This is a genomic window from Trinickia soli (genome assembly GCF_002879855.1).
GTDB classification, from domain to species: Bacteria; Pseudomonadota; Gammaproteobacteria; order Burkholderiales; family Burkholderiaceae; genus Trinickia; species Trinickia soli.
Map to the genome: position 1 here is coordinate 238,156 of NZ_PNYB01000002.1, position 26,917 is coordinate 265,072.

Here is a 26,917-nt window from a genome sequence, read left to right on the forward strand (position 1 = left end):
GGCGGCCGAGCGGGTCGATCAGCCGTCGCTGGGCCCGGGTTTCGCGCCGGGCGTCCGGCGCCTTTTCTGTTCGACGATATCGCGCCCTACCGCGAGCCGCCGCATATATTTGAAGGTGCCGAGCGCCTTGGCGACAAAGTGGCCGCTGCTGTCGCGCACCTCGCCTTCACAATAGGCCATCGTGGTCGATCGATGCAGGACGCGGCCGAACGCGCGCAACTCACCGCGCCCCGGCTGCATGAAGTTCACCTTCATCTCGATCGTCACGACGCCGACGCCGTCCTCGGCCAGGCTGCGCGCAGCCGTGGCGAGCGCGACGTCCGCGAGCGTCATCGTCACGCCGCCGTGGGCGACGTGCCAGGTATTCATCTGCTCGTCGGTCAGCGTCAGCGCGACTTCGCTCTCCCCGTTCGCTGCAGCGACGAGGCGGACGCCAAGATGATCGACGAACGGACTCTCGATCGTGCGCTCGCGGTCCACTGAGGTTGCCGCACTTGCGCTGGGAGCGTGACGATCCGACGTCATGGCCTCGCGCTCTTCAGACTTGGTAGTCGACGCACTCGCGCGATTCGCGCACTGCGCCGATGAATTGCTTCAATGCTTCGTGCGCCGGATGAACCTGATAGGCATCGAGCGCCGCCTTGTCAGCAAAATCGGAAACGAGCACGACGTCATAGGTCGATTCGAGCCCGGGCTGAGCGATACCGACTTCCAGGTGCAAGATGCCAGGCACGATGTCGCGGCAACCTTCGAGCCGCTCCTTCAGCTTGCGTGCGTTCTCGGCCCGGCTGGCGCCTTCGGCCGTTTCCTTCAACTTCCACATAACAATGTGACGGATCACTGCTTCCCCTCCTTGACGCAGAGTTGCCGCAAATGCGGCGGTAGCGACGGATGATACTCGTTTCGCCGACGCCCGGCTGAACGCGGGCCGGCCCATCGGGCCGCGACGCTAGCCACCGCCGAGCGCGAGGAAAAGCGCCATTCGGTTCTCGAGACGAGCGAGGCGCACCTGCGCCTGTTCCCTGGCAGCGACGTGCTCGATGCGCTGGGCATCGAGCACGGGCGCAATGCCCGTGACGCCCCTTTCGAAACGCGCACGCGCCACGGCTGTCACGAGGCGCGCTTCGCTCAGCGAACGATCGCGCTGCACCGCCTCGGCCATGAGGTGCGATTGGGCGGAAAGCGCATCTTCGACGTCGGCAAGCGCCTGGTACAGCTTCTTTTGAAATTCCAGCGTTGCCCGATCGAAGTCGCTGCGTGCGACGGCGGTGTTCAATCGGACTGAATTCCATTGGACGAAAGGCAGCGCCAAGGCGACGCCGACCGAAGCGACGGGATTTTGCAGCACGCGCACTAGCATATCGCTGCTCGTGCCGAATTCGCTCGTCAATGCGAAGCTCGGATACAGGCTGGCCTGCGCAAAATCGACCTGAGCCATTTGGGCGCGCACGCGCCACTGGGCCGCGCGCAAATCGGGCCGGCGCGCGAGCACAGCGGCCGGGAGACGCGCAGGCACCTCGGGCACGACGGCCGACAGCAGGTTCGTCGGCTCTTGAGCGCGTCGTTCGGGCGCGCCGCCCAGCAACAGCGCCAATGCATTTCGCTTCGATTCACGCTGCTGCTGCCACCGCGTGGCTTCAGCCAGCAATTGAGCCAATTGCTGCTGCGCTTGCCCACGCTCGACGGGGGACGCGGCACCCGCGGCAACGCGCGTCCTGGCGATTGTCAACGTCCGCCGGGCATCGGCGATATCGCGCTCGAGCAGCCCGATCACTTCGTTCAGATAGCCGATGTGCCAGTAGAGCTGCGCCGTGGTGCCGATCAGCGCCAGCGCCGCCGCTTCGCGGTCCGCCTCGCTCGCCTGCGCGCGCCAGCTCGCCTCGTCACGCCGCGCCGCGAGCTTGTCCCAAAGATCGAGTTCGTACGACACGGTTCCGTTCACGCCGGTCGACGTGCGAATGCGGTCTGCGCCGAATCTGCGCGACGCCTCCACGTCCGCCGAGGCGCTCGCCTGCGGCCCCGTCTCGGCATCGATCAGGCCGGCTTGCAACTGCGCGCGGTATACGGCGATGGCCGCCAGCGCCAGATCGGGGTTCTTCGCCAGTGCTTCTTCGATAAGCGCATCGAGCGTAGCGTCGCCGAAGGCGTTCCACCAACGGTTAGCGTGCGCCTCTGGCGACGCGGTGCCTGCCACCTCGGGGGGCGACGCATCCGAGCGTGAGGCGCCCGGGCTCGACGGCGTCATCCACGCGGCCGGCAACGCTGGAATCGGCAACGCTTCGTGCCGTATCGAAGACGCGCAACCGGCCAGCACACCCATGGCAATGAAGGCTGCCCAAGCGGCCATGTTCATCGACGTCCTCCGCTCAATCGCGCGCCAGCGCTTCGACGGGATCGAGGCGCGCGGCATTGCGAGCCGGCATGAACCCAAAGGCGATGCCGATGGCCGTCGAGCAGGCCACCGCAGCGACGAGCGACTTTGCAGAAAACACCATGTTCCATTGATTGACGAATGCCGAAAAAACGAGGCTCGCGGCAAATGACAGAACGATGCCGATGGCGCCGCCCAGCATGCAGACGAGCACGGCCTCCACGAGAAACTGCAACATGACGTCGCTGCGCCGTGCGCCGACCGCCATCCGAATGCCGATCTCGCGAGTCCGTTCAGTGACCGACACGAGCATGATGTTCATCACGCCGATACCTCCGACGACCAGCGAAACCACCGCGATGAGCGTCAGCAGCAGCGTCAGCGTGCGGCCCGTCGATTCGACCGTCTTCACGACGCTGTCCATGTTGTAGGTGAAAAAATCCTTGCGGCCGTGACGGCGCGTGAGCAGCTCCGTCATCTTCGACTCGGCCACAGCGCCCGGCTGCCCCGCCTTGATCCTCACGGTGATGCCGTCCAGCCGCACTCCGCCGAACAGTCGTGCGCCGGCCGTCGTATAGGGCACCCATACCGTCAGGTCGCTCATGCCGCCGCCCCACATGGGGCGCCGGTCCGCCGCCACGCCGATCACCGTGCAGGGCACGTTGCCGATCAGAATCGTCTGTCCGATGGGGTCCGTGTGCGCACCGAACAGCTTGCGGCGCGTGTTGGCATCGATGACGGCCACTTGCGCATGTCGACGGACCGCTTCTTCGCCGAATTGAATGCCTGTGGCCAACTTGCGCCCCCGGACCTGAAAGAAGTGCTCGCCGACGCCGCTGACCATGACTTGCACGTCGACGTTGCCATGGCGGACCGTCGCATTGCGATAAATGCCCGGCGTCACGCTATCGATGTAAGGTTCGGCGGCGAGCGCATCCGCATCGGCCGCCACGAGCGTCCTGATCAGCGAGGCTTCGCTGTCGCCCCAGTCGCGGCCCGGGTAGACGTCGATCGTGTTCGTGCCCATCTCACTGATCTCGTCGAGCATGTAGCGCTTGGCTCCCTCGCCGATAGCCACGATCGACACGACCGACATGATGCCGATGACGATGCCGAGCATCGTCAGCAAGGTGCGCAGCCGATGCGCGAGCAGCGCCGCCCAGGCCGTTTTCAGCGCTTGGACCACGCGGGCGACGCCGGCTGCACCGACCGCTTTGCGGCGTTGGATGTCAGGCGATGCAAGCGGCAGCGCGTCCGCTGCATTTGCGCTCGTTTCGTCGCGGCCGATTCGACGCCGATCGCCGACGATGACCCCATCGCTCATCTCGACGACACGATGCGCATGCGCGGCCACCTGTTCGTCGTGCGTCACGACGACGATGGTATGTCCCGCCGCATGCAGATCGCCGAGAATGCGCATGACCTCGCGGCCGCTCTTGCTGTCGAGCGCGCCCGTGGGTTCGTCGGCGAGTATCACGTCGGCTCCGTTCATCAACGCGCGCGCGACGCTGACCCGCTGCTGCTGACCGCCCGACAGTTGGTTCGGGCGATGGGCGCTACGCTCGGCCAAGCCCAGCCGCGCCAGCAGCGCGTGCGCGCGTGCGAGGCGCGTGCGCCCGGCCGCGCCGGTATAGATGGACGGAACCTGAACGTTGTCGACGGCGCTCAGGTGCGGCAACAGGTGATAGCGCTGGAAGATGAAGCCGAAGCGCTCGCGACGCAAACGCGCCAGCACGTCAGGCTCCAACGCGCCGACATCGATTCCACCCACGCGGTAATGACCCGAGCTGGGGCGATCCAGACAGCCGAGCAGGTTCATCAGCGTCGACTTCCCCGAACCGGACGCACCCATGATCGCGACGAATTCACCGGCCTCGATCGTCAAATCGATGTTGCGCAGTACGGCGGTCTCGGCGGTCTCCTGATCGCCAGCCTGATAGCTGCGCGTTGCGCCGATGAGCTCCAGCAACGGCTCGCCCATCGTCAGGCCTCCGCGCCTGCGCCGGACGACCCGCCTTCAGGCTGCGTTTCGCCGATGATCACGCGCTCGCCTTCGCGCAATCCCTCCAGCACCTGAGCCTTCACCTGATTGTTCAAGCCCACGCGAACCTGGCGCGATTGCACGCGGCCGTCGTCGGCCAGCACGCGCACGGCGAAGGAACCGTCTTCGGCCTTTGCGCCAAGCGCCGACGCGGGCACGACCAGCGTCTGCTTCGCCGTGCCCTGCACGATCGATACTTGCGCCGTCATCGATATTCGCAGCCGATGGCCCGGATTGGGCACTTCGAAGAGCGCGTTATAGAAGACCGCCGCCCCGCCCCGCGATGTGCTGCCGGTCGAGCCGCCAGCCGCCGCGTTGGACGGTTCGGCGAATTCCTGCGGCGCCGGTTCGATCGCGCGCACGGTGCCGTCATAGCGTGTGTGCTGATCGCCGAGCACCGTGAAATGGACATGCTGGCCCGGCGCCACGCGCATCACGTCCGCTTCGGACACCTGCGCTTTCACCGTCATGGTGTCCAGGCCGGCCAGCTTGAGGATGACAGGCGCCTGCTGCTCGGCGATGACCGTTTGCCCTTGACGCGTCACGATGGCGACGACTTCGCCCGACATCGGCGCGCTGATGCGCGTGTAGCCCGCGTTTGCTTTCGCTTTGTCGACTTCGACGCGGGCCTGCTTCCAACGCGCATCGAGCTCGCTGAGGTTGGCGCGCTCGACGGCAAGTGCGGCTTGTGCGCGCTCGAGTGCATCGCGTGAAGTTGCCTCGCCCTCCCAGAGCTGTTGTTCGCGCTGGGCGGCCAGCCGGGCTTGACGCAACCGTGCATCCACCGCGCGGCGTTGCGCCTGCAGCGCCTGCTCGTTGGCTTGAGCTTGCCGAAGCGCATGGTCGAGCAAGGTCGGATCGATTTCGGCGAGCTTCTGCCCGGCTTTCACCTGATTGCCCAGTTCCACGGCGAGCGTCTTCAACTGGCCCGACACTTGCGCGCCGACATCGACCTGGCGATGCGCGTGCAACGTGCCGACGGCGAGCACGGCGTCTTCGAGATCGGCGCGCTCGACCAGCGCCGTCAGGTAAGCCGGCGCGTCATTCGCTGTGAAATGGCGGTAGCCGGCAACCACGAACACAAGCGCGATGATGGCAGCAGAGCCGGCCGCGAGCCGGCGATATCGGAGTTTGGGCATGCGTTGGACGATGAGCGCCGCGCCGGCGGCGTATGTTGACTTCGCGCAGGCGGACGGAAATGCAGAGCACGGCGCTTCGTGAGGCGTCGTGAATCAAGGATGGGGAATGTAATCGTCTCGAAATTACTCCGAGACGATGCGATTGTTACGGAATGTTAATGAGATGCCGCCCGACCGGCGCTATCGGATCGGACGGGTTGGAACAGGTTCGACTGGAAGCCCACAGCTCGCCGTTGCGGCCGACGATCTCATGCTCGGTCGATATCACGACCGTTCCGACCACGGCGGCAAAGCGCTCGGCCGTGGCGGCCGGCGTCAATTCGCGCGGTTCGACGTAGCGGTGCTCGGTGAAGTAGCTCACGGGTGTTGTCCTCGTCATGACACGGGTGGGCGGATCGATCAACGGCGCGTTAGCATTAGCGATAGCGCCAGCGTCACGCCAACGCTTGCTCTGCGTTCATGCGCACTACCCCCGCATCTTGCAATTGCTGCAAGGCGCGTTCCAGAGAGCCGTTCAAATCGATGGCACGGCACGCATCCTCGATCAACACCACGTCGAACCCGGCCGCGCGTGCGTCGAGCGCGGACCATGCGACGCAATAGTCGGTTGCGAGGCCGCAGCACCACACGCGCTTGACTTCGAGTTCGCGTAGATAGCCGGCCAGCCCCGTCGGCGAGTGCCGATCGGCTTCGACGAAGGCCGAATAACTGTCGATCGTGCGGCGGTACCCCTTGCGGATCACGAGCCGCGCATGCCCGGCTTCGAGCCGCGGATGGAGCGCGGCGCCGGGTTGCCCCTGCACGCAGTGAACGGGCCATAACACCTGTTCACCATAGGGAAGCTCGATCGTCTCGAACGGCTGGCGGCCGTCGTGGTTCGCCGCGAACGAGATGTGATCGCGCGGATGCCAGTCTTGCGTCAACACGACATGCTCGAATCCCGCCGCGAGTCGATTGACAAGCGGCACGATTTCGTCGCCTCGCGGCACAGCCAGCGCACCGCCTGGCATGAAATCATTTTGCACATCGACGATGAGCAATACGTCTTCCGGTCCTTTCATGAATCGTGAGCCCCCATCCAATCATGCGACCCGACGAGCGTCGGGTCGATCAATCGAGCAACGGCAAGCCGGAGCGCGCACGCTGGGCCAGCAACGGCGCGATCTCCCATGCATCGCCGTTCGCCTGCGAGGCGAAGCGGCGAATCGTGCGCTCGACTTCGGCCAGCCCCACGGTATCGGCGTAGAACATCGGGCCGCCGCGCCATGCCGGAAAGCCATAGCCATTCAGGTAGACGACGTCGATATCCGACGCCTTCGCCGCGATACCTTCCGCGAGGAGCTTCGCCCCCTCGTTGACAAGCGCATAAACGAGCCGATCGACGATTTCGTCGTGGCCGAAGGCGCGCCGCGTGCTGCCAATGCTGGCGCAATGGTCGACGATCATCGCGGTGACGAAATCCGACACGATCGGCTCGCGTTCTCCAGCGCGGTAATCGTACCAGCCTGCGCCCGTCTTCTGGCCGAAGCGACCTGCTTCGCAGAGCCGATCGGCCACGCGTGGATAATGCAGCGACGGTGCCTCGCGATAGCGGCGTTTGCGGATGGCCCAACTGATGTCGTTGCCGGCGAGGTCGCTCATTCTGAACGGCCCCATCGCGAAACCGAACCGCTCGATGGCCGAGTCGATCTCCTGCGGCAGCGCCCCTTCCTCGAGCATGAACAGCGACTGCCGGAAGTACTGCTCGATCATCCGATTGCCGATGAAACCGTCGCAGACCCTGGAGACGACAGCCGTTTTGCCGATCGTCTTCGCGACGTGCATGACGGTGGCGAGGACGTCTTTCGAAGTTGCCCGGCCGCGCACGACTTCGAGCAGCTTCATCACGTTCGCGGGGCTGAAAAAGTGCATGCCGACAACATCGGCTGGCCGCTGTGTGAATCCGGCGATGCGATCGAGGTTCAGCGTCGAGGTATTCGATGCGAGGATCGCGTCGCGCTTGGCCTGTGCGTCGATGCGACCGAACACCTGCTCCTTGACGCTCATTTCCTCGAAGACGGCTTCGATGATGAGATCGGCATCGGCGATCGCATCGTAGGACAGGGTCGGCGCGAGTCGCGCCAGACGTGCGTCCCGGTCGGCTTCGGTCAGCTTGCCCTTCTTGACGGACACATCGTAATTGCGTCGGATCGTGGCAAGGCCTCGCTCGAGCGCCGCGCCGTTCGTTTCGACGAGCGCCACGGGAATGCCCGCGTTGACGAAGCTCATCGCGATCCCGCCGCCCATCGTGCCCGCGCCGATCACGGCGACGCGCGCGATCGGCCGCAACGGCGTGTCGGCGGGTACATCCGCGATGTTGCCGGCCTCACGCTCGGCGACGGCCGCATACCGCAACGCGCGGCTTTCAGGGGTGTCGTCCACTGTCATGGGTATGCCTCGCTTTCGGGCGATCCTGGTGATGCATCTTACCGCCCGTCGACGCAACGGCTCACCTGGCTCTGATGCCACTTTTGGCGCTCGGACCGTTCGTTAATCTGTCCGATTTTGTTGCCACCCTGCTTCCTGCGCACATGTGAGTGCCATGATTCGCGCTTGGCGTTTTCTCGCCAGGTGCGCGCCAAAGTCTCGCCACCGCTCGACACCACTTTTGCTTCGCAGCGATCCCGCTCGAAGTGCGCGTGCCTTGAATGCAAACGGAGCCCCCGTCGAAGCAGCCGATGGGCCGTATCGGTCTCATCGCGAACCTTCATAGGTGCCGTTTTCCTGCAAGTCATTTGGATCGGGACACAAGCATGTCAAATACATACAGCTATGGGATACACCGTGACCTCACCCGCACTGAATTGTTCTTCTTAGTGGCAGTTGACAATACCATGGCGGAACTCGGCATCAGCGACGCTGTAGGTGTTGCTATGATCCTCTCTGGTTCGCGGCTGGTTCCTACGCGAGGAAAATTCGCTGGCGCGGTCGAAGGAACGTCGATCGTGCCAAAGCTCTCTCGCACTTTGCTCCCGTACGAAATAAAGCACCGAATCCTGCCGACGTTCACGTCATGGACCAGCGTAATGCTGCTGCGAGCGAAACTAACGAATCATATCGGCGTGTTCGTCGGCCGTGCCGTTCCCGGCGCCGGTTGGATGATTGCCGCCGCAGACGTGGCAACGATCGGATATAAAACAGTGGTTGAATATAACCGCCTTGTGAAACCGGAGGACCGTCTGTAATGGACGACGCTTGGATCAGGCTGCAGCACTTTATACGGGAAGCACGCGCGCCAAGCGCATTCGGACTAGACGAAAGGCTAACCCGTGACATGGACCTCTATCACGACCTGGATTGGGAGCCGCCGAAAATCCTGGAGGTCATGCATGCATGGGCCGAGCGATTCAACGTTGATATCAGTGGTTTCGACGTTGCCTACTATGTGCCGTCCGCCAATATGCGAAAGCGCGACGTAATGCTGGCCGCGCTGAAATCGCCCTTCAGCACGAAGGCGCGGGAATCTCTGGGCGGCCGTGTACTGACGCTTGCCATGCTGGAGGATGCGATGAAACGCGGACGGTGGGAGCAAGGCTGAGTATCAGGCCGAAGTCTCTCCCGCCCTCACCCCGGGCAGCACATGGTCGCGAAACATCTCGCGCAGCTTCAGCTTCAACAGCTTGCCCGTAGCCGTATGCGGCAGTTCGTCGACGAATACGACATCGTCGGGAATCCACCACTTGGCGACCTTGCCTTCGTAGAAGGCCAACAGCGCTTCGCGCGTGAGCGTGGCGCCAGGCCGCTTGACGACTACGAGCAGCGGCCGCTCGTCCCATTTCGGATGGTGGCACGCAACGCAGGCGGCCTCCGCTACCTCGGGATGCGAGACGGCGACGTTCTCCAGTTCGGTCGAACTGATCCATTCGCCGCCGGATTTAATGACATCCTTGCTCCGATCCGTGATTTGCAGAAAGCCGTCCGGATCGATCGTGGCCACATCGCCGGTCGGAAACCAGCCGTCGACGAGCGGAGATTCGTCGCTCGAAAAATAGCGGTCGATGACCCAGGGGCCACGCACGTGCAGATCGCCGAACGCGACGCCGTCGCGCGGCAACTCCCGCCCGTCTTGTCCGACGATTTTCATGTCGATGCCGCAAATCACGGTGCCTTGCTTCTGCAGCAACCGCCGACGCTCTTCGACCGGACGTTGCGATTGCTCCCAGTTGAGCCGCGCAAGCGTGCCGAGCGGCGACATTTCCGTCATGCCCCAGGCATGGATGACGCGCACGCCGTATTCGTCTTCGAACGCTTCGAGCATCGAGGGCGGACAGCACGAACCCCCGATAATCGTGCGCTCGAGCGACGAAAACCGCGCGCCGAGCGATTTCACGTGCGCAAGCAGGCTCATCCAGACAGTCGGCACGCCGGCCGAAAACGTCACGCGTTCGGCTTCCATCAACTCGAACAACGACTTGCCGTCCAGGTCCTTGCCCGGCAACACGAGTTTCGAGCCGGCGAGCGGCGCGCCGTGAGGGATGCCCCACGCATTGACATGAAACATCGGCACGACAGGAAGCACCGAGTCATGCGCCGAAAACCCCATCGCATCGGGTAGCGCAGCCCCCATCGCGTGCAGATAGACCGAGCGATGCGAATAGAGCGCACCTTTCGGATGGCCGGTGGTGCCCGACGTGTAGCAAAGGTACGACGCCAGCCGCTCATCGAGCACGGGCCAGTCGTAGTCGCCATCTTGAGCGCCTACGAGCGTTTCATAGCCGAGCAGCGGCGCATCGATGGCGGGAATATCGGCGTCCGCGGCCAGCGCGATCCACCCCTTCACGTTCGGACAGCGCGGGGCGAGCGTTGCGACGAGCGGCGCGAAGGTCGTGTCGAATAAGACGTAGCGATCGTCGGCGTGATTGATGATGTAGACGATCTGCTCGGGGAACAAGCGCGGGTTGATCGTATGGCAGACGGCGCCGAAACCGGTCGTCCCGTAGTACGCCTCGAGATGCCGATAACCGTTCCACGCGAGCGTGCCGATCCGGTCGCCCTGCTCGACGCCGAGCCGTAACAACGCCTGCGCGAGCTGCTTGGCGCGGCGCTCGCAGTCGCGGTAGGTGTAGCGATGGATATCGCCTTCGAGCCGGCGCGACACGATCTCGGTACTGGCGGCGTAGCGTGCGGCGTGCGCAAGCAGCGTCGACACGTTCAGCGGTACATCCATCATCTGGCCCAACAGCGGCGTTTGCATGGCGGCGGTCTCCTCGCGCGGTGGACGGTCCTGACTGTCTGGGTTGATTTCAGCCGAAGTTCGGCAAGCCCCCCGTCCGAGCGAGCGTTTGCGCGGCTTCGGCCGTGCTCAGCGCGCCGCGGAGCGGCGACTTACAATATCGGGTAACTCCGAGGCCCTCAATATGTCGTTTTCCCCAAGCATCGCCGCGCCGTCCCCCCGAATCCCGTCGTTGACCGAGGCGCTATCCGCCGCGCGCCCAGGCGCATTCGCGGGCCTGGGCAGCGCCTTCTATACGCGCCTGCCGGCCGCCCCATTGCCCGCCCCGTATCTCGTCGGGTTCTCCCCCGACGCGGCACGCATGCTCGGGCTCGATCCCGCCATCGCGGCCGAACCGGGCTTCGCCGAGCTGTTCGCCGGCAACGCTACGCGCGAATGGCCGCAGGCAGCCTTGCCTTATGCGTCCGTCTACTCGGGGCACCAGTTCGGCGTTTGGGCGGGCCAACTCGGCGACGGGCGCGCGCTGTCGCTCGGCGAGCTCGAACACGACGGCCAACGCTACGAGCTTCAACTCAAGGGGAGCGGCCGCACGCCCTACTCTCGCATGGGCGACGGCCGCGCCGTGCTGCGTTCGTCGATCCGAGAATTCCTCTGCTCCGAGGCGATGCATCACCTCGGCATTCCGACCACGCGCGCGCTCTCGGTCATCGGCTCCGATCAGCCGGTGCGCCGCGAGGAGATCGAGACGGCCGCCGTGGTCACGCGCGTCTCGCCCAGCTTCGTGCGCTTCGGCCACTTCGAGCACTTTTACGCCGCTGACCGCACGAGCGAACTGCGCGCGCTGGCGGAGCACGTGATCGACCGCTTCTACCCGGCCTGTCGCGAGGCCGACGACCCCGTTCTTGCCCTGCTCGACGCCGTCGTCGCGCGCACGGCCGAACTCGTCGCGCAGTGGCAGGCGGTCGGCTTCTGCCACGGCGTCATGAACACCGACAACATGTCGATCCTCGGCCTGACGATCGATTACGGCCCATTCGGTTTCGTCGACGGCTTCAATGCCGGGCACATTTGCAACCACTCCGACACGCAAGGCCGCTACGCCTATCGGACGCAGCCGCAGATCGCCTACTGGAACTGCTTCTGCCTTGCACAATCGCTACTGCCGTTGATCGGCGAGCGCTACGACGAAGCCGTGCGGCAGGAGCGGGCGATCGCCGATACCCAAACGGCGCTCGATCGCTTCAAGGGCCACTTCGGCCCGGCCCTCGAAAGCCGCTTCCAGGCGAAGCTGGGCTTGGCCGATGCACGCGAAGGCGACGCCGCGTTTGCCGATCGCCTGCTCGCGCTCATGCACGCGAGCCGCGCCGATTTCACGCTGACGTTCCGGCGCCTCGCGCTGGTTTCGCGGCGAGATGCGAGCGGCGACGGCCCCGTGCGCGACCTGTTTCATGACCTTGCCGGTATCGACGGCTGGCTGGCCGACTACCGCGCGCGGCTCGCCGCCGAGACGCGCGACGACGCCGCCCGGCGCGAAGCAATGCATCGCGTGAACCCGAAGTACGTGCTACGCAACCATCTGGCCGAAGCCGCGATACGGCGAGCGAAGGAGAAAGACTTCTCGGAACTCGAGCGCCTTGCGGCCGTGCTGCGCCGGCCATTCGACGAGCAGCCCGAGCATGAGGCGTACGCGGCGCTGCCGCCCGATTGGGCCGATACGCTCGAAGTAAGCTGTTCGTCGTGAACCGATCGGCCATTGCGCTGTCTGGTAGCCGTGTTCGGTTCGCAATGCCGCCGCGCATCGCATCCGCCCCGCGTGCTAGCGCGTATATACGGGAGAAGCCGACGGTAGAACCAGGCGCTGCGTCGACCGGCGCGATGATCGACCTTCGCCGAACTGTCGCGTCGCGCGCGCCAACGACGCCGCGAACGCCCCTCAACCCGACGCGCCACAAGCCGCGTCGCTCAACGGAGACAACATCGATATGAATGAGCGTCAAACCGATATGCCCGATTCCTCCGACGCACCGCGCGACACCTACGAGGTCAGGAAAACCGATCAGGCCTGGCGCGAGCAGTTGTCCGACATGGAGTACGAAGTCACGCGCCACGCCGCCACCGAACGGCCGTTCACGGGGCGCTACTGGGATCATTGGGAAGGCGGCGTCTACGATTGCGTCTGTTGCGGGACGCCGCTATTCGAATCGTCGACGAAATTCGATGCGGGTTGCGGCTGGCCCAGCTATTTCAAGCCGCTCAACGGCGAAGTGATCGAGGAGCGCACCGATCGCGCTCACGGCATGCTGCGCATCGAGGTGCGCTGCAAGAACTGCGGCGCACATTTGGGCCACGTCTTCGAAGACGGCCCCGCGCCCACCGGTCTGCGCTACTGCATCAATTCGGCTGCGCTACAATTCGAGCCCAAGTAAGCAGGCGGCGGGGCGCCGCCGAGCGGCCGCACGGCATCGTTCCCGCGCGCGGCGCGCTTGCGCCGCTCGCGGCCCGCTCCGTCCATCGACGCTCTCGGACTCAGGCTCCATGAAATTTCTTTTCGATCTGTTCCCGATCATCTTGTTCTTTGTCGCGTTCAAGGTTTCGGGCATCTTTACGGCTACGGCTGTCGCTATCGCCGCCACGCTGGTCCAGGTTGCGTGGGTCGCCTTTCGACATCGGAAGGTCGATCCGATGTTGTGGGTCAGCCTGGCCGTCATCGTCGTGTTCGGCGGCGCTACGCTCGTGCTGCATAACCAGAAGTTCATCCAGTGGAAGCCTACCGCGCTCTACTGGCTCTTCGCGATCGGTCTGGCCGTCGCGCGCTACGGGTTTCGCAAGAACCTCATCGAAGCGATGATGGGCAAACAGCTCACGCTGCCCGCGTTGATCTGGGACAGATTGAACATCGCCTGGGCGCTGTTTTTCGTCGCGCTCGGCATCGCGAACCTGTATGTCGTCGGAAACTTTACCGAGTCGCAGTGGGTCAACTTCAAGCTGTTCGGCACGACGGGCGCCATGTTCGTATTCATCGTCGCGCAAAGCCTCTGGCTCGCGAAGTATATGAAGGAGGAATGAGCGATGGATGAATCGTTCTCGTTCCTCGAAGCCTCGCCCGATGCGCGCATTGCGTTCATCGAGGCGCGCCTTACGAAGGTGCTTGCGCCCCAGTCGGTGGCCGTACGCGACGACAGCGCCCAGCATGCGGGCCATGCCGGAGCGGCCGCAGGCGGCCATTACACGGTGACGATCGTCGCCGACGCCTTCAAGGGCAAACCGCGCGTGGCCCGGCATCGGCTGGTGTATGATGCGCTGGCCGACGTTATGCAACGCGGGATTCACGCGCTCGCGATCACGGCCTGCACGCCTGAGGAATTTTCTCGGCCCGCCAACGTGTGATCCACGGCATCGTTGCTTGAACCTCGAGCGCCCCCGTCCCTTTCGACAGGGCGGAAAGGCGGGGGCGCAATCCCTCCACCGATTCTCTTCGACAGGAACGCCAGGAATTCCGATGATCCATAAAAAGACCCGCCTCTGCGTGTTGCTGGCCGTATTCGCGGCTGCTCCGGCTTTTGCGCAGAACGTTGCCGTCGTCAACGGCACGGCCATTCCCAAATCGCGCGCCGACGCGCTCATCGCCCAGCTCGTAAAGCAAGGTCAAAAAGATTCGCCGCAGTTGCACGACGCTGTCCGCGACGAACTCATCAATCGCGAAATCCTCATGCAGGAAGCCGTGCGTGAAGGCATTCCGACGCGCGCCGATGTGAAGGCACAAGTGGCCGTGGCCCAGCAGACGGTCGTGCTGCGCTCGCTGATCGAGGACTACGTTGCGAAGAACAAGCCGAGCGATGCCGAAGTGAAGGCGCGCTATGACGAACTGGTCAAGCAAGCCGGCGGCAAGGAATATCACCTGCACCACATCCTCGTCGATAACGAGCAGCAGGCGAAGGATCTGATTGCGAAGATCAAGGGCGGCGCCAAGTTCGAAGATCTCGCGAAGCAATTCTCGAAGGACCCGGGCTCGGGTAAGAACGGCGGTGATCTCGACTGGGCGAACCCCAAGACTTACGTGCCGGAATTCGCGGCTGCGGCGGAGAAGCTTCAAAAAGGTCAGATGACCGATACGCCCGTCCATACGCAGTTCGGCTGGCATATCATCCGCGTCGACGATATCCGCGACATCCAGCCGCCGCCGCTCGACCAGGTCAAGGGCCAAATCGTGCAGCAGATGCAACAGGAAAAGCTGCAAGCGTTTGAACAGAGTCTGCGCGCAAAGGCGAAGATTCAGTAACCACCCAGTGACGGACGGATAAGGCCGGGCGCAAGGCCGGCTGGCTGTCTCGGTCCCCAACGACAAATGCCGCCCTCGGGCGGCATTTGTTTTTCAGCGTGACCTCGCCATCTGGCGCTCCTTTGGCGGAGCGGCCGGCATTTACCCCAACCACCGCCGCGCATTGCGGAACACCCGCATCCACGGGCTGGCCTCGCCCCAACCTTCGGGATGCCAGCTCATCTGCACGGTGCGATGCACACGCTCCATGTGCGGCATCAACACCGTGAAGCGGCCGTCGGGCGTCGTGACCGACGTGATCCCATCGGGCGAACCATTCGGGTTGAACGGGTAGCGCAAAGTGGCCTCGCCGTGGTGGTCGACGAAACGCATCGCCACCGCCGCGCGCGCGGGATCGCCCTGCTGCGAGAAATCGGCGAAGCCTTCGCCGTGTGCAATCGCCACCGGAATGCGCGACCCTTCCATTCCCGCAAAGAAGATCGAAGGGGACGATTCGATGCCAACGAACGAGAAGCGCGCCTCGAATTTCTCCGACTTGTTGCGCGTGAACTTCGGCCATGCATCGGCGCCCGGAATCATCGAGGCCAAGCTGCTCATCATCTGACAGCCGTTGCAGATGCCGAGCGCGAACGTATCGGCCCGGCCGAAGAACGCCGCGAACATGTCGGCCAGTTGCGGATTGAAGCGAATCGTCTTCGCCCATCCTTCGCCCGCACCGAGCACGTCGCCGTACGAGAAGCCGCCGCACGCGACGGCGCCCGTGAAGTCGGCCAGTGTGGCACGGCCCGACAGCAGGTCGCTCATGTGGACGTCATACGCTTCGAAGCCCGCGCGATCGAACGCGTAGGCCGTCTCCAAATGCGAGTTGACGCCCTGCTCCCGCAAGATCGCAACGCGCGGGCGGGCCCCCGTCTGAATGAAGGGGGCGGCAACGTCCTCGCTCGGATCGAACGTCAGATGCGGCGCAATGCCCGGATCGTTCGCATCGAGCAGCATCTCGTATTCCGCGTCGGCACAAGCGGGATTGTCGCGCAGACGCGAGATGCGCCAGCTCACTTCGGACCAGGCACGCTGCAACTGCGCGCGCGGCGCATCGTAGATCTTCTTCGCATCGCGATAGACCTCGATCACATCGCGCTCGTTGAGTTTGCCGATGACATGCGAGCATGCGCCCAAGCCGTGGTCGCGCAGCGCAGCGAGCACCGCGTCGCGATCGGCTGCACGCACCTGGACGACGGCGCCGAGTTCTTCCGAGAACAGCGCGCGCAACGTCAGATCGTCGCGCCGGCCGCTCGTTTGTTTTGCCCAATCCTTCGCATCGCCGTAGTCGAACTCGTGCGAGGCATCGAGCGCGAGCATGTCGACGTTCAGCGAAACGCCGACATGGCCCGCGAACGCCATTTCACAGACGGTTGCCCAAAGGCCGCCGTCCGACCGGTCGTGATAAGCGAGCAGGCGGTCGCTTGCGTTCAGCGATTGAATCGCCGCGAAGAAGCGCTTGAGGTCTTCGGCATCGTCGACATCGGGCACGCTGTCGCCGACCTGCTGCGTCACCTGCGCCAGAATACTGCCGCCCAGGCGGTGTTTGCCGCGTCCCAGATCGATCGCGATCAGCACCGAATCGCCCACTTCGTCATGCCGGCGCAATTGCGGCGTCAGATGCCGGCGCACGTCTTCGACCGGCGCGAACGCCGAGATGATCAGCGAGACCGGGGCGACCACTTCCTTCGCCACGCCTTGCTCGTCCCACTTCGTCTTCATCGACAAGGAATCCTTGCCGACCGGGATGCTGATGCCGAGCGCCGGACACAGCTCCATGCCAATCGCCCTGACCGTGTCGAACAACGCGGCGTCCTCGCCCGGCGCGCCGCAAGCGGCCATCCAGTTGGCCGACAACTTGAGCTTGTCGAGCGATGCAATCGGTGCGCTTGCGATGTTCGTCACCGCTTCGCCCACGGCCATGCGCCCCGACGCCGGCGCATTGATGACGGCAAGCGGCGTGCGCTCCGCCATCGTCATCGCCTCGCCGCGAAAACCGGCGTAGTCGGCCGCCGTAATGGCGCAATCGGCGACCGGCACCTGCCATGGGCCGACGAGCTGATCGCGCACGCTCGTGCCGCCCACGGAGCGATCGCCGATCGTAATCAGGAACGACTTGCTCGCCACGGTCGGATGCTTGAGCACCGACACGGCCAGTTCGGCCAACGACAGACCCGTCACGTCGACAGGTGCGCGCTCGGCGCTTACGCGTTCGACGTTGCGATGCATGCGCGGCGCTTTGCCGAGCAACACGTCCATCGGCATGTCGACGGGATAGGTGGCCTCGCCTTCGGCATGTGCATCGATGAGCTGCAGTTGACGCTCCGCCGTTGCGACGCCGACGACGGCCAACGGGCAGCGCTCGCGCGAGCAGATCGCTTCGAACGCAGGCAGATCGGCCGGGGCGATCGCCAGGACGTAACGCTCCTGCGCTTCGTTCGACCAGATCTCTCGCGGAGACAAACCGCTTTCCTCGAGCGGCACCTGGCGCAGCTCGAAGCGCGCGCCCTTGTCCGCGCCGTCGACGAGTTCGGGAAATGCGTTCGAGAGCCCCCCCGCGCCGACGTCATGGATGCTCAGAATCGGATTCTTTTCACCGAGCTGCCAACATGCGTTGATGACTTCCTGCGCACGCCGCTCGATTTCCGGATTGCCGCGCTGGACCGAATCGAAGTCGAGCTCGGCCGTATTCGCGCCCGTCGCCATCGAACTTGCCGCGCCACCGCCCATGCCGATGCGCATGCCGGGGCCGCCGATCTGCACGAGCAGCGAGCCGGCCGGCAAATCGTGTTTGTGCGTATGCGCGTCGGAGATGTTGCCGATGCCGCCGGCGATCATGATCGGCTTGTGATAGCCGCGCACCTGGCCGCTGACGTTCTGCTCATAGACGCGGAAGTAGCCGCCCAGGTTGGGGCGGCCGAATTCGTTGTTGAAGGCGGCTCCGCCAAGCGGACCGTCGATCATGATTTGCAGCGGCGAGGCAATGCGGTCTGGACGACCGTAGGCCGTGTGTTGTTCGTTCGGATTGCGCATGGCGAGCGGCTGCGCCGCGTCGCGCGCGTTCTCCCACGGCTCGACGGCGCCGGGCAGCTCGAGGTTCGACACGGTGAAGCCCGTGAGACCCGCTTTGGGCCGGGCGCCGCGCCCGGTCGCGCCTTCGTCGCGAATTTCGCCGCCGGCGCCTGTCGCCGCGCCCGCGAACGGCGAGATCGCCGTCGGGTGGTTGTGCGTTTCGACCTTCATCAGCGTGTGCGTGAGCTCGACATGACGCCCGTAACGCTCGTCGAGCGCCGCGCGCTCGCCCGCTTGCGCCGGGCGCGGGAACCAACGCTCGGCCGGGCCGCCCTGCATGATCGCGGAGTTGTCCGAATAGGCGACGATCGTGCCCTGCGGATTGAGCTTCTCGGTGTTCTTGATCATCTGGAACAACGAGACGTCCTGCGCCTGCCCATCGATCGTCCATTGCGCGTTGAAGATCTTGTGGCGGCAGTGCTCGCTGTTCGCCTGCGCGAACATCATCAGCTCGACGTCTGTCGGATTGCGGCCCAGCTTGCCGAAGGCGTCGACGAGGTAGTCGATTTCGTCGTCGGCCAGCGCGAGCCCGAGTTCGCCGTTCGCGCGTTCGAGCGCCGCGCGTCCCTGCGCACGTACATCGACCGTCGTGAGCGGCTTGGCCGGCAATTCGTCGAATAGATGCAGTGCGTCGTCACGCGAGCCGACGACGCTCTCGGTCATACGGTCGTGCAGCGCCGCCGCCACCGCGGCGCGCGCTTCGTCGGACAGCGCCTTCTTGCCGCCAAGCAGGCCGCCGAGGCCCGGCTTCAGCGTGACGGTGAACTCGATGCCGCGCTCGATGCGACGTACGTGTTCGAGCCCGCAATGGTGCGCGATGTCGGTTGCCTTGCTGGCCCACGGCGAGACCGTGCCGATGCGCGGCACCACGAGGAACGTCTCTTGCGCGCCACGCTGCTCGCCGGGTTCGAACGGCTCGCCGTAGTGCAGCAGCGCCTCGATGCGCTCATTGTCCTGCGCCGACAGCGGCGTCAGTGCGTTGACGAAGTGCAGATACTGGCCACGCACGCCGACGATGTTCGCGTCGATGCGGGCAAGCGTTTCGAGCAGACGGGTTTGACGGAAGTCGGAGAGCGCCGAAGCACCGGAAAAGCACGAGAAGTGGGCCATGGAAGGACGTGGGCGTCGATGAGTCGCGCATCGCGCGCAGCCGCTTCGACAGGTGGGCCGATCGTTGCGCACGAATTGCTACGACATGAGGCGAAAGGAAGACCGAGATTATACCTGGAAGTCGTCCCCTGATAGGCGTATCGGGGACGCAGACGCCGAAGCGGGCGTCGCGCCGGCGCAGTTTCGCGCCCCAGGGTCAGCCATGATTGGCCGTTTGGCGCTATCATGCGCGGTTTGCCTCACCCGCGTCGGCAAGCGCACGCCGCGCTCGTCGTCCCACGTTTCGCATACGGCACGGCACATGCCGCGTCTCGCGGCGTGGCTGTCTGTGCGCACCGAACCCAGTCATTCATGGATGTCATCGTCATCGGCGGCGGAATCGTCGGCGTCGCCACCGCCTACCAGCTTCGCGCGGCCGGCCACCGCGTGTGTGTCGTCGAGCGCCATGCGACCGTCGCCCAAGGCGCGACCTACGGCCATGGCGGCATTGTCCTACCCACGCCGCTCGACGCCTGGTTCGGCCCCACGTTCATGGACGCGCGCCGCGGGGCTCGGAGCGGCGTCGTCTATCGCCCCGGCCTCAATTCGAGCGCGCGCCGCTTCGCGCGGCAGCTCTCGCGCCTGCAGGCGCCCGAGGCGTTCCGCGAGCAATGGCTTCGGCTGCGGCCGCTCGTCGAGCTTTCGCGCGAAGTCATTGCCTCGATCGCAGGCGGGTTCCATCTCGATTTCGAGCAGCGCGCGGGCCTGCTGCACGTCGTGCGCGACCCCCGCGAATGGGAGCAGGCACAAAGCGCATTCGATCTGCTACGCGAATTCGAAATGCATCATCACGTGCTGTCGGCCGCCGAATGCGCCGAACTCGAGCATTCCGTTCCCGCGGAACCCTCGTTTGCCGGCGGCGCGCTGTTCGAGCACGAGTACACGGCCAACTGCCCGCTCTTTACGAAACTCGTCAAGCAGGTGCTCGACGAGCAAGGTGACGTGCAGTTCCTGTTCGGGCGCGCCGTAGACGCCATTCGCCTCGAAGGCCATCGCGCCGCGGTTGAACTCGCCCCGGCGGAAGGTCAGCGCGAAAGCAAGCGCGAAGTCGACGTGATGTCTTGCGACGCCATCGTCGTGGCCGCCGGCGCTGGCAGCATTGCGCTGCTGGAGCGGTTCGGCCTGTCGTTGCCGCTACACGCGGTCCGCATGCTCGCGCTGACGGCGCCGATCGCCTACGAGGAATGCGCGCCGCATTTGACCGTGGTCGATTCGGCGCGGCGCGTCTCGATGACGCGGATGAACCAGCGTATCCGCGTCGCCGGTGCGGCCGTGCTGCAGAGCGAGCGCGAACTCGCCAAACCGCTCGCGGAGCCGCTTGCCGAAGCGGGTTCCGCGCTGCTGGCGCAGGCCACGCACGATTGGATTCCGGGCGCCGCCAAGATTTCGGCTGCCCACGCCTGGGAAGGCGTGCGCCTGCTCTCCCCGGACGGTCTGCCTTGCGTCGGCGGCACCGCTCATCCGCGCTTGTTTGCGAACTTCGGGCATGGCCCTGCCGGTTGGGGACTCGCCTGCGGGTCTGCTAAAGTGGTCGCAGATCTCATTTCGGGCGCTGCCCCGCTTGTGCCGCCCGAGACGCTGGCCGCCCTGCGGGTCGAACGCTTCGCGAACTGACGCCTCGCCGACCGCGGGGCGTCCCCGCGCGCGTGGCGTCGTCCCGTCTTCAGGGTTTTCGACGCGTTGCCTGAAGCGTTCAAGCGTGTCCGAGAAGCAGCTCGCCATGACCAACCCTCGCCCCCTGCCCGATCATCCGCCGCAGCTGCTTTCGCCGAACGATCGGCCATTGCCGCTCTTCACCGTGGCACAACTGCGCGAGCTCGAAGCGCGTGGCGCGGCAGGCTTGCCCGCCCATACGCTGATGGTCCGCGCGGGCGCCGCCAGCGCCCACTACCTGATCGAGCGCGCGGCGCACGAAGGTTCGCTGGCGACGGAGCACCCGGTCTGGATCGCGGCGGGGCCCGGCAATAACGGCGGCGATGCGCTGGTTCTCGCCACACGGCTTCGGCAGGCAGGCATCGCCGCCGAGGTCTGCATGCCTGTGGAAGTGAAAGCCGAAGACGCGCGCTGGGCGCTTGGCGAGGCCCGTGCCGCGGGTGTGCCCATTTCGCATGTGCCGCCCGCCTCGCTCGATGCGTTTGGTTGGGTCGTCGACGGGCTGTTCGGCATCGGCCTCGCCCGCCCGCTCGAAGGCATCTTCGCCGAACTTGCTGTGCGCATCGGCCGACGCGCGACGACGCACGGCCGCGTGCTAGCCCTCGATGTGCCGAGCGGGCTCGACAGCGATACGGGCAATGTCGTCGATGGCGGCCTCGCCGTTCGGGCCACCGAGACGGTCACGTTTCTAGGCGCGAAGCCGGGGCTTTACATGACATACGGGCGCGACCTGGCCGGCTCAGTGACGCTGGCGCCGCTCGGCGTGGATCTGCCCCCGGCCGCCGACGTCGCCCGATTGAACGCGCCGGCGCTGTTCGCGCCGCATTTTCCGGCGCGCTCATTCGCGTCGCACAAGGGCACTTTCGGCAGCTTGGCCGTCGTGGGCGGCGACACCGGAATGTGCGGCGCGCCGATTCTGGCGGCGCGCGCCGCGTTGCACACCGGGGCCGGCAAGGTCCATGTCGCATTCGTCGGAGAAGGCGCGCCGGCCTACGATGCGCCTTATCCCGAGCTGATGCTTCATCCGCCCGGCACGTTGGCATTCGACGCGATGGATGCGCTCGCCGTGGGTTGCGGCATGGGGCGCGGGGCGAACGCCATCGCTTCGCTGCAGAAGGCACTCGGGTGCAACGCACCGCTCCTGCTCGACGCCGACGCGTTGAATCTGATCGCGTCCGACACGTCATTGGCGGGCGTGCTGACTGCAGGCGCCGTCAAGGGAGCCAGCGGCGCCGACGGAACGGCGCGTCCGTGCGTGTTGACGCCGCATCCGCTCGAGGCTGCGCGTCTGCTGGGCACCGACTCCACGTCTATTCAACGCGACCGGCTGGGCTCAGCCCGCGCGCTCGCCGCCCGATTCGCAGCGGTCGTGGTGCTCAAAGGTGCCGGCACAGTCATCGCATCGCCGGACGGCCGTGCCGCCGTCAATCCAACCGGCAATGCGGCGTTGGCGACGGGCGGCACGGGAGATGTACTCGGCGGCATCATCGGCGCATTGCTGGCCGAGCGCCTGCCTGGCTATGAGGCAGCGCTGGCGGGCGTGTACCTTCACGGTTTGGCGGCCGAAACACTGACGGCCGGGGGTAGCGGGCCCGCTGGATTGACAGCGGGCGAACTCGCTCCGACGGTGCGTACCCTGCTCAATCGGTTGATTTACCCGGTCCGCGATTGACACGCGCGCCGCATGCGAATGGGCGCTGCGCCAGCGCCTGTCGCTACTGAGCGGCGGCCTGTGCGGTAGGCCGCTCGACGATTTGCTCGTTCAGATAGGCGAAGTGGCGCTCGCGCGGCACCGTCGGCGGGACGGCCATCGGTTCGTCGGGCTTGCGGTCGAGATAACTGACGACGAGGTCGTCGCCGTTGATGGCGATGCCGATCGGCTGAATCCTGTCGCCGATCTGGAACGTCGTGCCTCGTCCGTCACCGAAAACCACGGCCGCGTAATAAAACGTTCCACTGCCCGCGCCTTCTTCGGATAGGAACAGGGCCACGGCCGGCCGGCCACCGAGCACGCCGCCGACGTGCTCGGGCGGCTCGACGACGCGCGTCACGTCCTGCGCCGCCGAATCGGGCGCCGCCGGTTCGGTATGCTGCCCTCCGAGCAACGTCACGTCTTTGTTGCCCACGCGGTAAATGGCGTCTTTGTAATCGATCGAAGGTTGCGCGGGCTTTTGTTCGTGTGCAGCGGCCGCCGCGACCGTCAGGCCCAGATGCTCCGCTGCGCTTGCGCGCAATGCGTCGACGCGAAGTTGATAGGCGTTCGTGAGGCACGACACTTGTGCCCCGCAGGCATCGCGCGTGTCGTGCTCCCACTTTTGCTGGTCCGCCTGCACGCCGTCGCGGAAGTCGCGATACGGCATGCTGTCGGCGACGGGCTTCGCTTCGAGCAGCATGGCATAGTAGGCGCCCGCCCGAGCATCCAGTGCGCGCAATGCGCCATTCGCGCAAATGGCGCGTTCGCTCGGCAGGTGCGGTTTCGCACAGTCGATGCCGGCGGCCTGAGCGAACCCGTTCGAGGAAACACATGCAAGGAGCGCCGCGGCAGCGACGCATTGGCCCATTTTTTTCATTTTTCGTTATGCAGTTGCGAGGTTGAGAAACGTCAGATGATAGCTCGCATCGGGCGCGTTTTGCGACGCTCTACCCCCTCATGCGCCTGTTGTCGGTCTACTGTCGGCATACTGTCGGCAGACCGTCGGGTTGGGTATTCGCGTCGTATGAGCGCCTTCGATGGCATCGCGATACGCGTTCGACCGGAGGCGAGGCGAACTACGAGCCTTCGAGGCGGCCGATAACGCCGTTATACTGATCGACCCCGGCGCAACCCCAGCGCCCGACCAAGCCTGGCTCATGAAAGAGCCCCTCTTCGTTAGACGAACGCCATGACGCTCAAGACGCTGAACTCGCTTCCCTCTTGGTCCGCCCTCACCGCCCATTACGAACGCATCCGCGATGAGCGGTTGCGCGATTGGTTCGCCTCCGACACCGAAGCGCCGTCGCGCGCCGAGCGCTTCACGGTCGAAGGCGGCGGCCTCGTGGCCGACTTTTCGAAGAACCGCGTCACGGATGAAACGCTGCGCCTGTTGGTTTCGCTGGCTGACGAAGCCGGCGTGGCCAAGCGTCGCGACGCGATGTTCGCGGGTGAAGTCGTCAACCCGACCGAGAACCGCGCCGCGCTGCACACAGCGCTGCGCTCGACGCGAGCCGATGCGCCGTTCCATGCTCAGGTTGCGGCCGAGCGCGCGAAAATGGCCGACTTCGCCGAACGCGTGCGCAGCGGGGCGTGGACCGGTTATACGGGCAAGCGGATTCGCCATGTCGTGAACATCGGCATCGGCGGCTCCGATCTGGGCCCCAAGATGGTCGTGCATGCGCTCGCGCACGTCGCTCACCCCGATATTTCGACGTACTTCGTCTCGAACGTCGACGGAGCGGACCTGGCCCGCGTGCTCGCCCGCATCGATCCGGAAGAAACGCTCGCCATCGTCGTCTCCAAGACGTTCACGACGCTCGAAACGATGACGAACGCGCACTCGCTGCGCGATTGGTTCGTCCAGCAAGGTTGCCCGCAAGAGGCACTGGCGAAGCACTTTGTCGGCGTGTCGGCCAATCCGGCCGAAGTCGTCCGGTTCGGCATCGCCCAAGAGAACGTGTTCGAAATGTGGGATTGGGTGGGCGGCCGCTATTCGCTGTGGTCTGCAGTGGGACTCTCGATCATGATCGCCGTGGGCGCCGCGAACTTCGATGCGTTGCTTGCGGGCGCGCACGACATGGATCGGCACTTTCGCGAAGCGCCGCTCGCGCGCAACCTGCCCGTGCTGTTCGGTCTCATCGGAATCTGGTATCGCAACTTCTTCGGCTCGCAAAGTTATTTGGTCGCGCCGTACTCGGAAGCGTTGCACTTCTTGCCGTCGTATTTGCAGCAGCTCGAAATGGAGAGCAACGGCAAGTCGGCGCGGCTCGACGGCGCCTACGTCGACTACGCCACATCGGCCGTTACCTGGGGCGAGCCGGGCACCAACGGCCAGCATGCGTTCTTCCAGATGCTGCATCAAGGCCCGACGATCGTGCCGATCGACTTCATCGCCGTGCTCACGCCCGAGCACGCGCTCGTCAGCCACCATCCGAAGCTACTCGCCAATTGCTTTGCGCAGAGCGAAGCGCTGATGCTCGGCCGGACCGAAGAGGAAGCGCGCAAGGTCGCCGGCCCCGACAAACCCGAACTCGTGCCGCACCTCGTCTTCCCCGGCAACCGGCCCTCGACGACCCTCATGCTCGATGCGCTGACGCCGCGCTCGCTCGGGTCGCTCATCGCGCTGTACGAGCATAAGGTGCTGGTGCAAGCCGCGATCTGGGATATCAACCCGTTCGACCAGTGGGGCGTCGAACTGGGCAAGATCCTGGGCAAAGTCGTCGAAGCCGACCTCACGGCAGCCACGTTCGATCCACACAAGCACGACTCGTCCACCTCGGCGCTGATCGAACGCGCACGCAACGCCGCCAAGCGGGCCTGAGCCCGACGCGGCGCTCACCGGCGCTCAGGCGCCACAGCGTTCAGGCGGTGAGCGGGCTGGGTCGGACGACCCGGCCCGCGTCGATCGTAATCGTATGCGCGCAGCGGCGCGCGAGGTCGGCATCATGCGTGACCAGCACGAGCGTCGCCCCTTGCGCGGCGTTGAGTTCGAACATCAGATCGATCACGGCCTGCCCCGTGGCGGCGTCGAGGCTGCCGGTCGGCTCGTCGGCGAACAGCACGGCCGGGCGCGTCACGAACGCACGAGCCAATGCGACGCGCTGTTGCTCGCCTCCCGACAGCAGCTTCGGGTAATGCCTTGTTCGCGCTCCCAGCCCGACTTTTTCGAGCAATGCCTTGGCACGCGCCGTGGCCTCTTGCGTATCGACCCCGCCTTGCAATTCGAGCGGCAGCCTGACGTTTTCGAGCGCAGTCAAATGAGGCATCAACTGAAACGACTGGAAGACGAAGCCGACCGCCCCGTTCCTGAGGCGCGCGCGCTCGTCTTCCGACAGCATCGCGAGATCGTGTCCGAGCAGGCGAACCGAACCGGACGTGGGATTGTCCAAGCCCGCGAGCAAGCCGAGCAGCGTCGACTTGCCCGAACCGGATGCGCCAACGATGGCAACGCTCGTACCCGCAAGGACACGGAGGTCGATGTCCTCGAGTATCGTCAGTTCTCCCGTTGCATCCTTGACGCGCTTGCATAAACTGCGCACTTCGATAATGGCATGGGTATTTTCTGGCATGAACAAGCGTCGCTGGATTGTTGGTACGGCCGCCGCGGCCGCGATTGTGGCGTCAACCGTCGTCATAGCCGTCTCGCCGTTCGCCTCGTCGCCGGCTCACAGTGCCGAAACGACGAGGCCCGTCATCGTCGTGCTGGGCGACAGCATCTCGGCCGAATACGGCTTGCCGCGCGACACAGGATGGGTGGCACTGCTACGCAAGCGGCTGGCCGACGAGCGAATCGATTATAGCGTCGCGAACGCGAGTATCAGCGGCGATACGACAAGCGGCGGGCGCGCACGTATGCCGGAACTGATGGCGCGCCTGAAGCCGTCGATCGTGATCGTCGAACTGGGCGCGAACGACGCGCTGCGCGGCGTGCCGCTATCGACGACGCAAGACAACCTGCGCACGATCGTCGAACAGGCGCAACAAGGGCGCGCGAAGGTCGTGCTCGTCGGCATGTATGTGCCGGCGAATTACGGCCAAGCGTACACGCAGCGTTTTCATGGCCTCTACAGCACACTGGCGCATGATATGCACGTGAAGCTCGTGCCATTTCTCCTCGCCGGCATCGAAAACCGGCCCGACATGTTTCAATCGGATCAGATGCACCCCTCGCAGCAGGCACAGCCGGTGTTGCTCGACAACGTCTGGCCTGTACTGTCGCCGCTGCTGGGCAAGACCGGCCACTGAGCGCAACTTCGTCTGGCGGGACGG

22 protein-coding genes and 1 pseudogene are annotated in these 26,917 nt (G+C 65.0%); 11 read left to right on the forward strand and 12 right to left on the reverse strand.

Annotation, left to right across the window (positions count from 1 at the left end; translation table 11 throughout):
- Nucleotides 1-18 precede the first annotated feature (18 nt).
- The 8 genes and pseudogenes from C0Z19_RS03405 to C0Z19_RS03440 form a co-directional block, all read right to left on the reverse strand.
- Nucleotides 19-525 (reverse strand): PaaI family thioesterase, encoded by a 507-nt coding sequence (locus tag C0Z19_RS03405; RefSeq protein ID WP_102608374.1) that lies wholly within the window; start codon nt 523-525, stop codon nt 19-21.
- A 13-nt stretch (nt 526-538) separates the two neighbouring features.
- Nucleotides 539-841: a Dabb family protein gene (locus C0Z19_RS03410; RefSeq protein WP_102608375.1), complete on the reverse strand. Its 303-nt coding sequence runs from the start codon at nt 839-841 to the stop codon at nt 539-541.
- Nucleotides 842-949: 108 nt separating this feature from the next.
- Nucleotides 950-2,353, reverse strand: coding sequence for an efflux transporter outer membrane subunit (locus C0Z19_RS03415; RefSeq protein WP_233195982.1), 1,404 nt, complete (start codon nt 2,351-2,353; stop codon nt 950-952).
- Nucleotides 2,354-2,366: 13 nt separating this feature from the next.
- Nucleotides 2,367-4,352, reverse strand: a complete 1,986-nt coding sequence (locus C0Z19_RS03420; RefSeq protein WP_102608377.1) for a MacB family efflux pump subunit — start codon at nt 4,350-4,352, stop codon at nt 2,367-2,369.
- Between the two features lie 2 nt (nt 4,353-4,354).
- Nucleotides 4,355-5,551 (reverse strand): macrolide transporter subunit MacA, encoded by a 1,197-nt coding sequence (macA, locus tag C0Z19_RS03425; RefSeq protein ID WP_102608378.1) that lies wholly within the window; start codon nt 5,549-5,551, stop codon nt 4,355-4,357.
- Nucleotides 5,552-5,696: 145 nt separating this feature from the next.
- On the reverse strand, nt 5,697-5,912 hold the full coding sequence (locus C0Z19_RS03430) for a hypothetical protein (RefSeq protein WP_102608379.1): 216 nt from the start codon (nt 5,910-5,912) through the stop codon (nt 5,697-5,699).
- Between the two features lie 73 nt (nt 5,913-5,985).
- A complete protein-coding gene (gene pncA / locus C0Z19_RS03435; RefSeq protein ID WP_102608380.1) occupies nt 5,986-6,612 on the reverse strand; it encodes a bifunctional nicotinamidase/pyrazinamidase in 627 nt (208 codons plus the stop codon).
- Nucleotides 6,613-6,661: 49 nt separating this feature from the next.
- Nucleotides 6,662-7,963, reverse strand: a pseudogene (locus C0Z19_RS03440) (3-hydroxyacyl-CoA dehydrogenase); the annotation flags it as partial.
- A gap of 380 nt (nt 7,964-8,343) precedes the next feature.
- Here C0Z19_RS03440 and C0Z19_RS03445 point away from each other — a divergent pair.
- Both C0Z19_RS03445 and C0Z19_RS03450 read left to right on the forward strand, forming a co-directional pair.
- The gene (locus C0Z19_RS03445) at nt 8,344-8,775 is read left to right on the forward strand and encodes an STM2901 family protein (RefSeq protein ID WP_102608527.1); all 432 of its coding nucleotides are present in this window, start codon (nt 8,344-8,346) and stop codon (nt 8,773-8,775) included.
- Nucleotides 8,775-9,128: a DUF1493 family protein gene (locus C0Z19_RS03450; protein WP_102608382.1), complete on the forward strand. Its 354-nt coding sequence runs from the start codon at nt 8,775-8,777 to the stop codon at nt 9,126-9,128. The genes C0Z19_RS03445 and C0Z19_RS03450 overlap by 1 nt, the downstream gene beginning before the upstream one ends.
- A gap of 3 nt (nt 9,129-9,131) precedes the next feature.
- On the opposite strand, the gene C0Z19_RS03455 is transcribed toward C0Z19_RS03450, so the two are convergent.
- Nucleotides 9,132-10,784: a 3-(methylthio)propionyl-CoA ligase gene (locus C0Z19_RS03455; RefSeq protein WP_102608383.1), complete on the reverse strand. Its 1,653-nt coding sequence runs from the start codon at nt 10,782-10,784 to the stop codon at nt 9,132-9,134.
- Between the two features lie 163 nt (nt 10,785-10,947).
- Here C0Z19_RS03455 and C0Z19_RS03460 point away from each other — a divergent pair, with 163 nt between their 5' ends.
- The 5 genes from C0Z19_RS03460 to C0Z19_RS03480 all read left to right on the forward strand — a co-directional run bounded on the left by C0Z19_RS03460 (nt 10,948) and on the right by C0Z19_RS03480 (nt 15,042).
- Nucleotides 10,948-12,504, forward strand: a complete 1,557-nt coding sequence (locus C0Z19_RS03460; RefSeq protein WP_102608384.1) for a protein adenylyltransferase SelO — start codon at nt 10,948-10,950, stop codon at nt 12,502-12,504.
- A 262-nt stretch (nt 12,505-12,766) separates the two neighbouring features.
- Entirely contained in the window at nt 12,767-13,189 is a 423-nt protein-coding gene (gene msrB / locus C0Z19_RS03465) for a peptide-methionine (R)-S-oxide reductase MsrB (RefSeq protein ID WP_102608528.1), read from the forward strand.
- A gap of 109 nt (nt 13,190-13,298) precedes the next feature.
- A complete protein-coding gene (locus tag C0Z19_RS03470; RefSeq protein ID WP_102608385.1) occupies nt 13,299-13,829 on the forward strand; it encodes a septation protein A in 531 nt (176 codons plus the stop codon).
- Nucleotides 13,830-13,832: 3 nt separating this feature from the next.
- A complete protein-coding gene (locus tag C0Z19_RS03475) occupies nt 13,833-14,150 on the forward strand; it encodes a BolA family protein (RefSeq protein WP_102608386.1) in 318 nt (105 codons plus the stop codon).
- Between the two features lie 112 nt (nt 14,151-14,262).
- Nucleotides 14,263-15,042: a peptidylprolyl isomerase gene (locus tag C0Z19_RS03480; RefSeq protein WP_102608387.1), complete on the forward strand. Its 780-nt coding sequence runs from the start codon at nt 14,263-14,265 to the stop codon at nt 15,040-15,042.
- 141 nt (nt 15,043-15,183) lie between these two features.
- Here the strand turns inward: C0Z19_RS03480 and purL are convergent, their stop codons facing one another.
- The gene (gene purL, locus C0Z19_RS03485; RefSeq protein ID WP_102608388.1) at nt 15,184-19,263 is read right to left on the reverse strand and encodes a phosphoribosylformylglycinamidine synthase; all 4,080 of its coding nucleotides are present in this window, start codon (nt 19,261-19,263) and stop codon (nt 15,184-15,186) included.
- 351 nt (nt 19,264-19,614) lie between these two features.
- Here purL and C0Z19_RS03490 point away from each other — a divergent pair, with 351 nt between their 5' ends.
- Nucleotides 19,615-20,916 carry an FAD-dependent oxidoreductase gene (locus C0Z19_RS03490; RefSeq protein ID WP_102608529.1) on the forward strand — a complete coding sequence of 434 codons (1,302 nt, stop codon included), beginning with the start codon at nt 19,615-19,617 and terminating at the stop codon, nt 20,914-20,916.
- 106 nt (nt 20,917-21,022) lie between these two features.
- Nucleotides 21,023-22,627 (forward strand): NAD(P)H-hydrate dehydratase, encoded by a 1,605-nt coding sequence (locus tag C0Z19_RS03495; RefSeq protein ID WP_102608530.1) that lies wholly within the window; start codon nt 21,023-21,025, stop codon nt 22,625-22,627.
- A 43-nt stretch (nt 22,628-22,670) separates the two neighbouring features.
- Here C0Z19_RS03495 and C0Z19_RS03500 read toward each other — a convergent pair whose 3' ends face one another.
- Nucleotides 22,671-23,525, reverse strand: a complete 855-nt coding sequence (locus tag C0Z19_RS03500) for a lysozyme inhibitor LprI family protein (RefSeq protein ID WP_102608389.1) — start codon at nt 23,523-23,525, stop codon at nt 22,671-22,673.
- Between the two features lie 312 nt (nt 23,526-23,837).
- On the opposite strand from C0Z19_RS03500, the gene pgi reads away from it, so the two are divergent.
- On the forward strand, nt 23,838-25,469 hold the full coding sequence (gene pgi, locus C0Z19_RS03505; protein WP_102608390.1) for a glucose-6-phosphate isomerase: 1,632 nt from the start codon (nt 23,838-23,840) through the stop codon (nt 25,467-25,469).
- Nucleotides 25,470-25,509: 40 nt separating this feature from the next.
- Here pgi and C0Z19_RS03510 read toward each other — a convergent pair whose 3' ends face one another.
- On the reverse strand, nt 25,510-26,217 hold the full coding sequence (locus tag C0Z19_RS03510) for an ABC transporter ATP-binding protein (RefSeq protein WP_102608391.1): 708 nt from the start codon (nt 26,215-26,217) through the stop codon (nt 25,510-25,512).
- Between C0Z19_RS03510 and C0Z19_RS03515 the strand changes: the two genes are divergently transcribed.
- The gene (locus C0Z19_RS03515) at nt 26,216-26,893 is read left to right on the forward strand and encodes an arylesterase (protein ID WP_102608392.1); all 678 of its coding nucleotides are present in this window, start codon (nt 26,216-26,218) and stop codon (nt 26,891-26,893) included. The genes C0Z19_RS03510 and C0Z19_RS03515 overlap by 2 nt on opposite strands.
- The last annotated feature ends 24 nt before the right edge of the window (nt 26,894-26,917 follow it).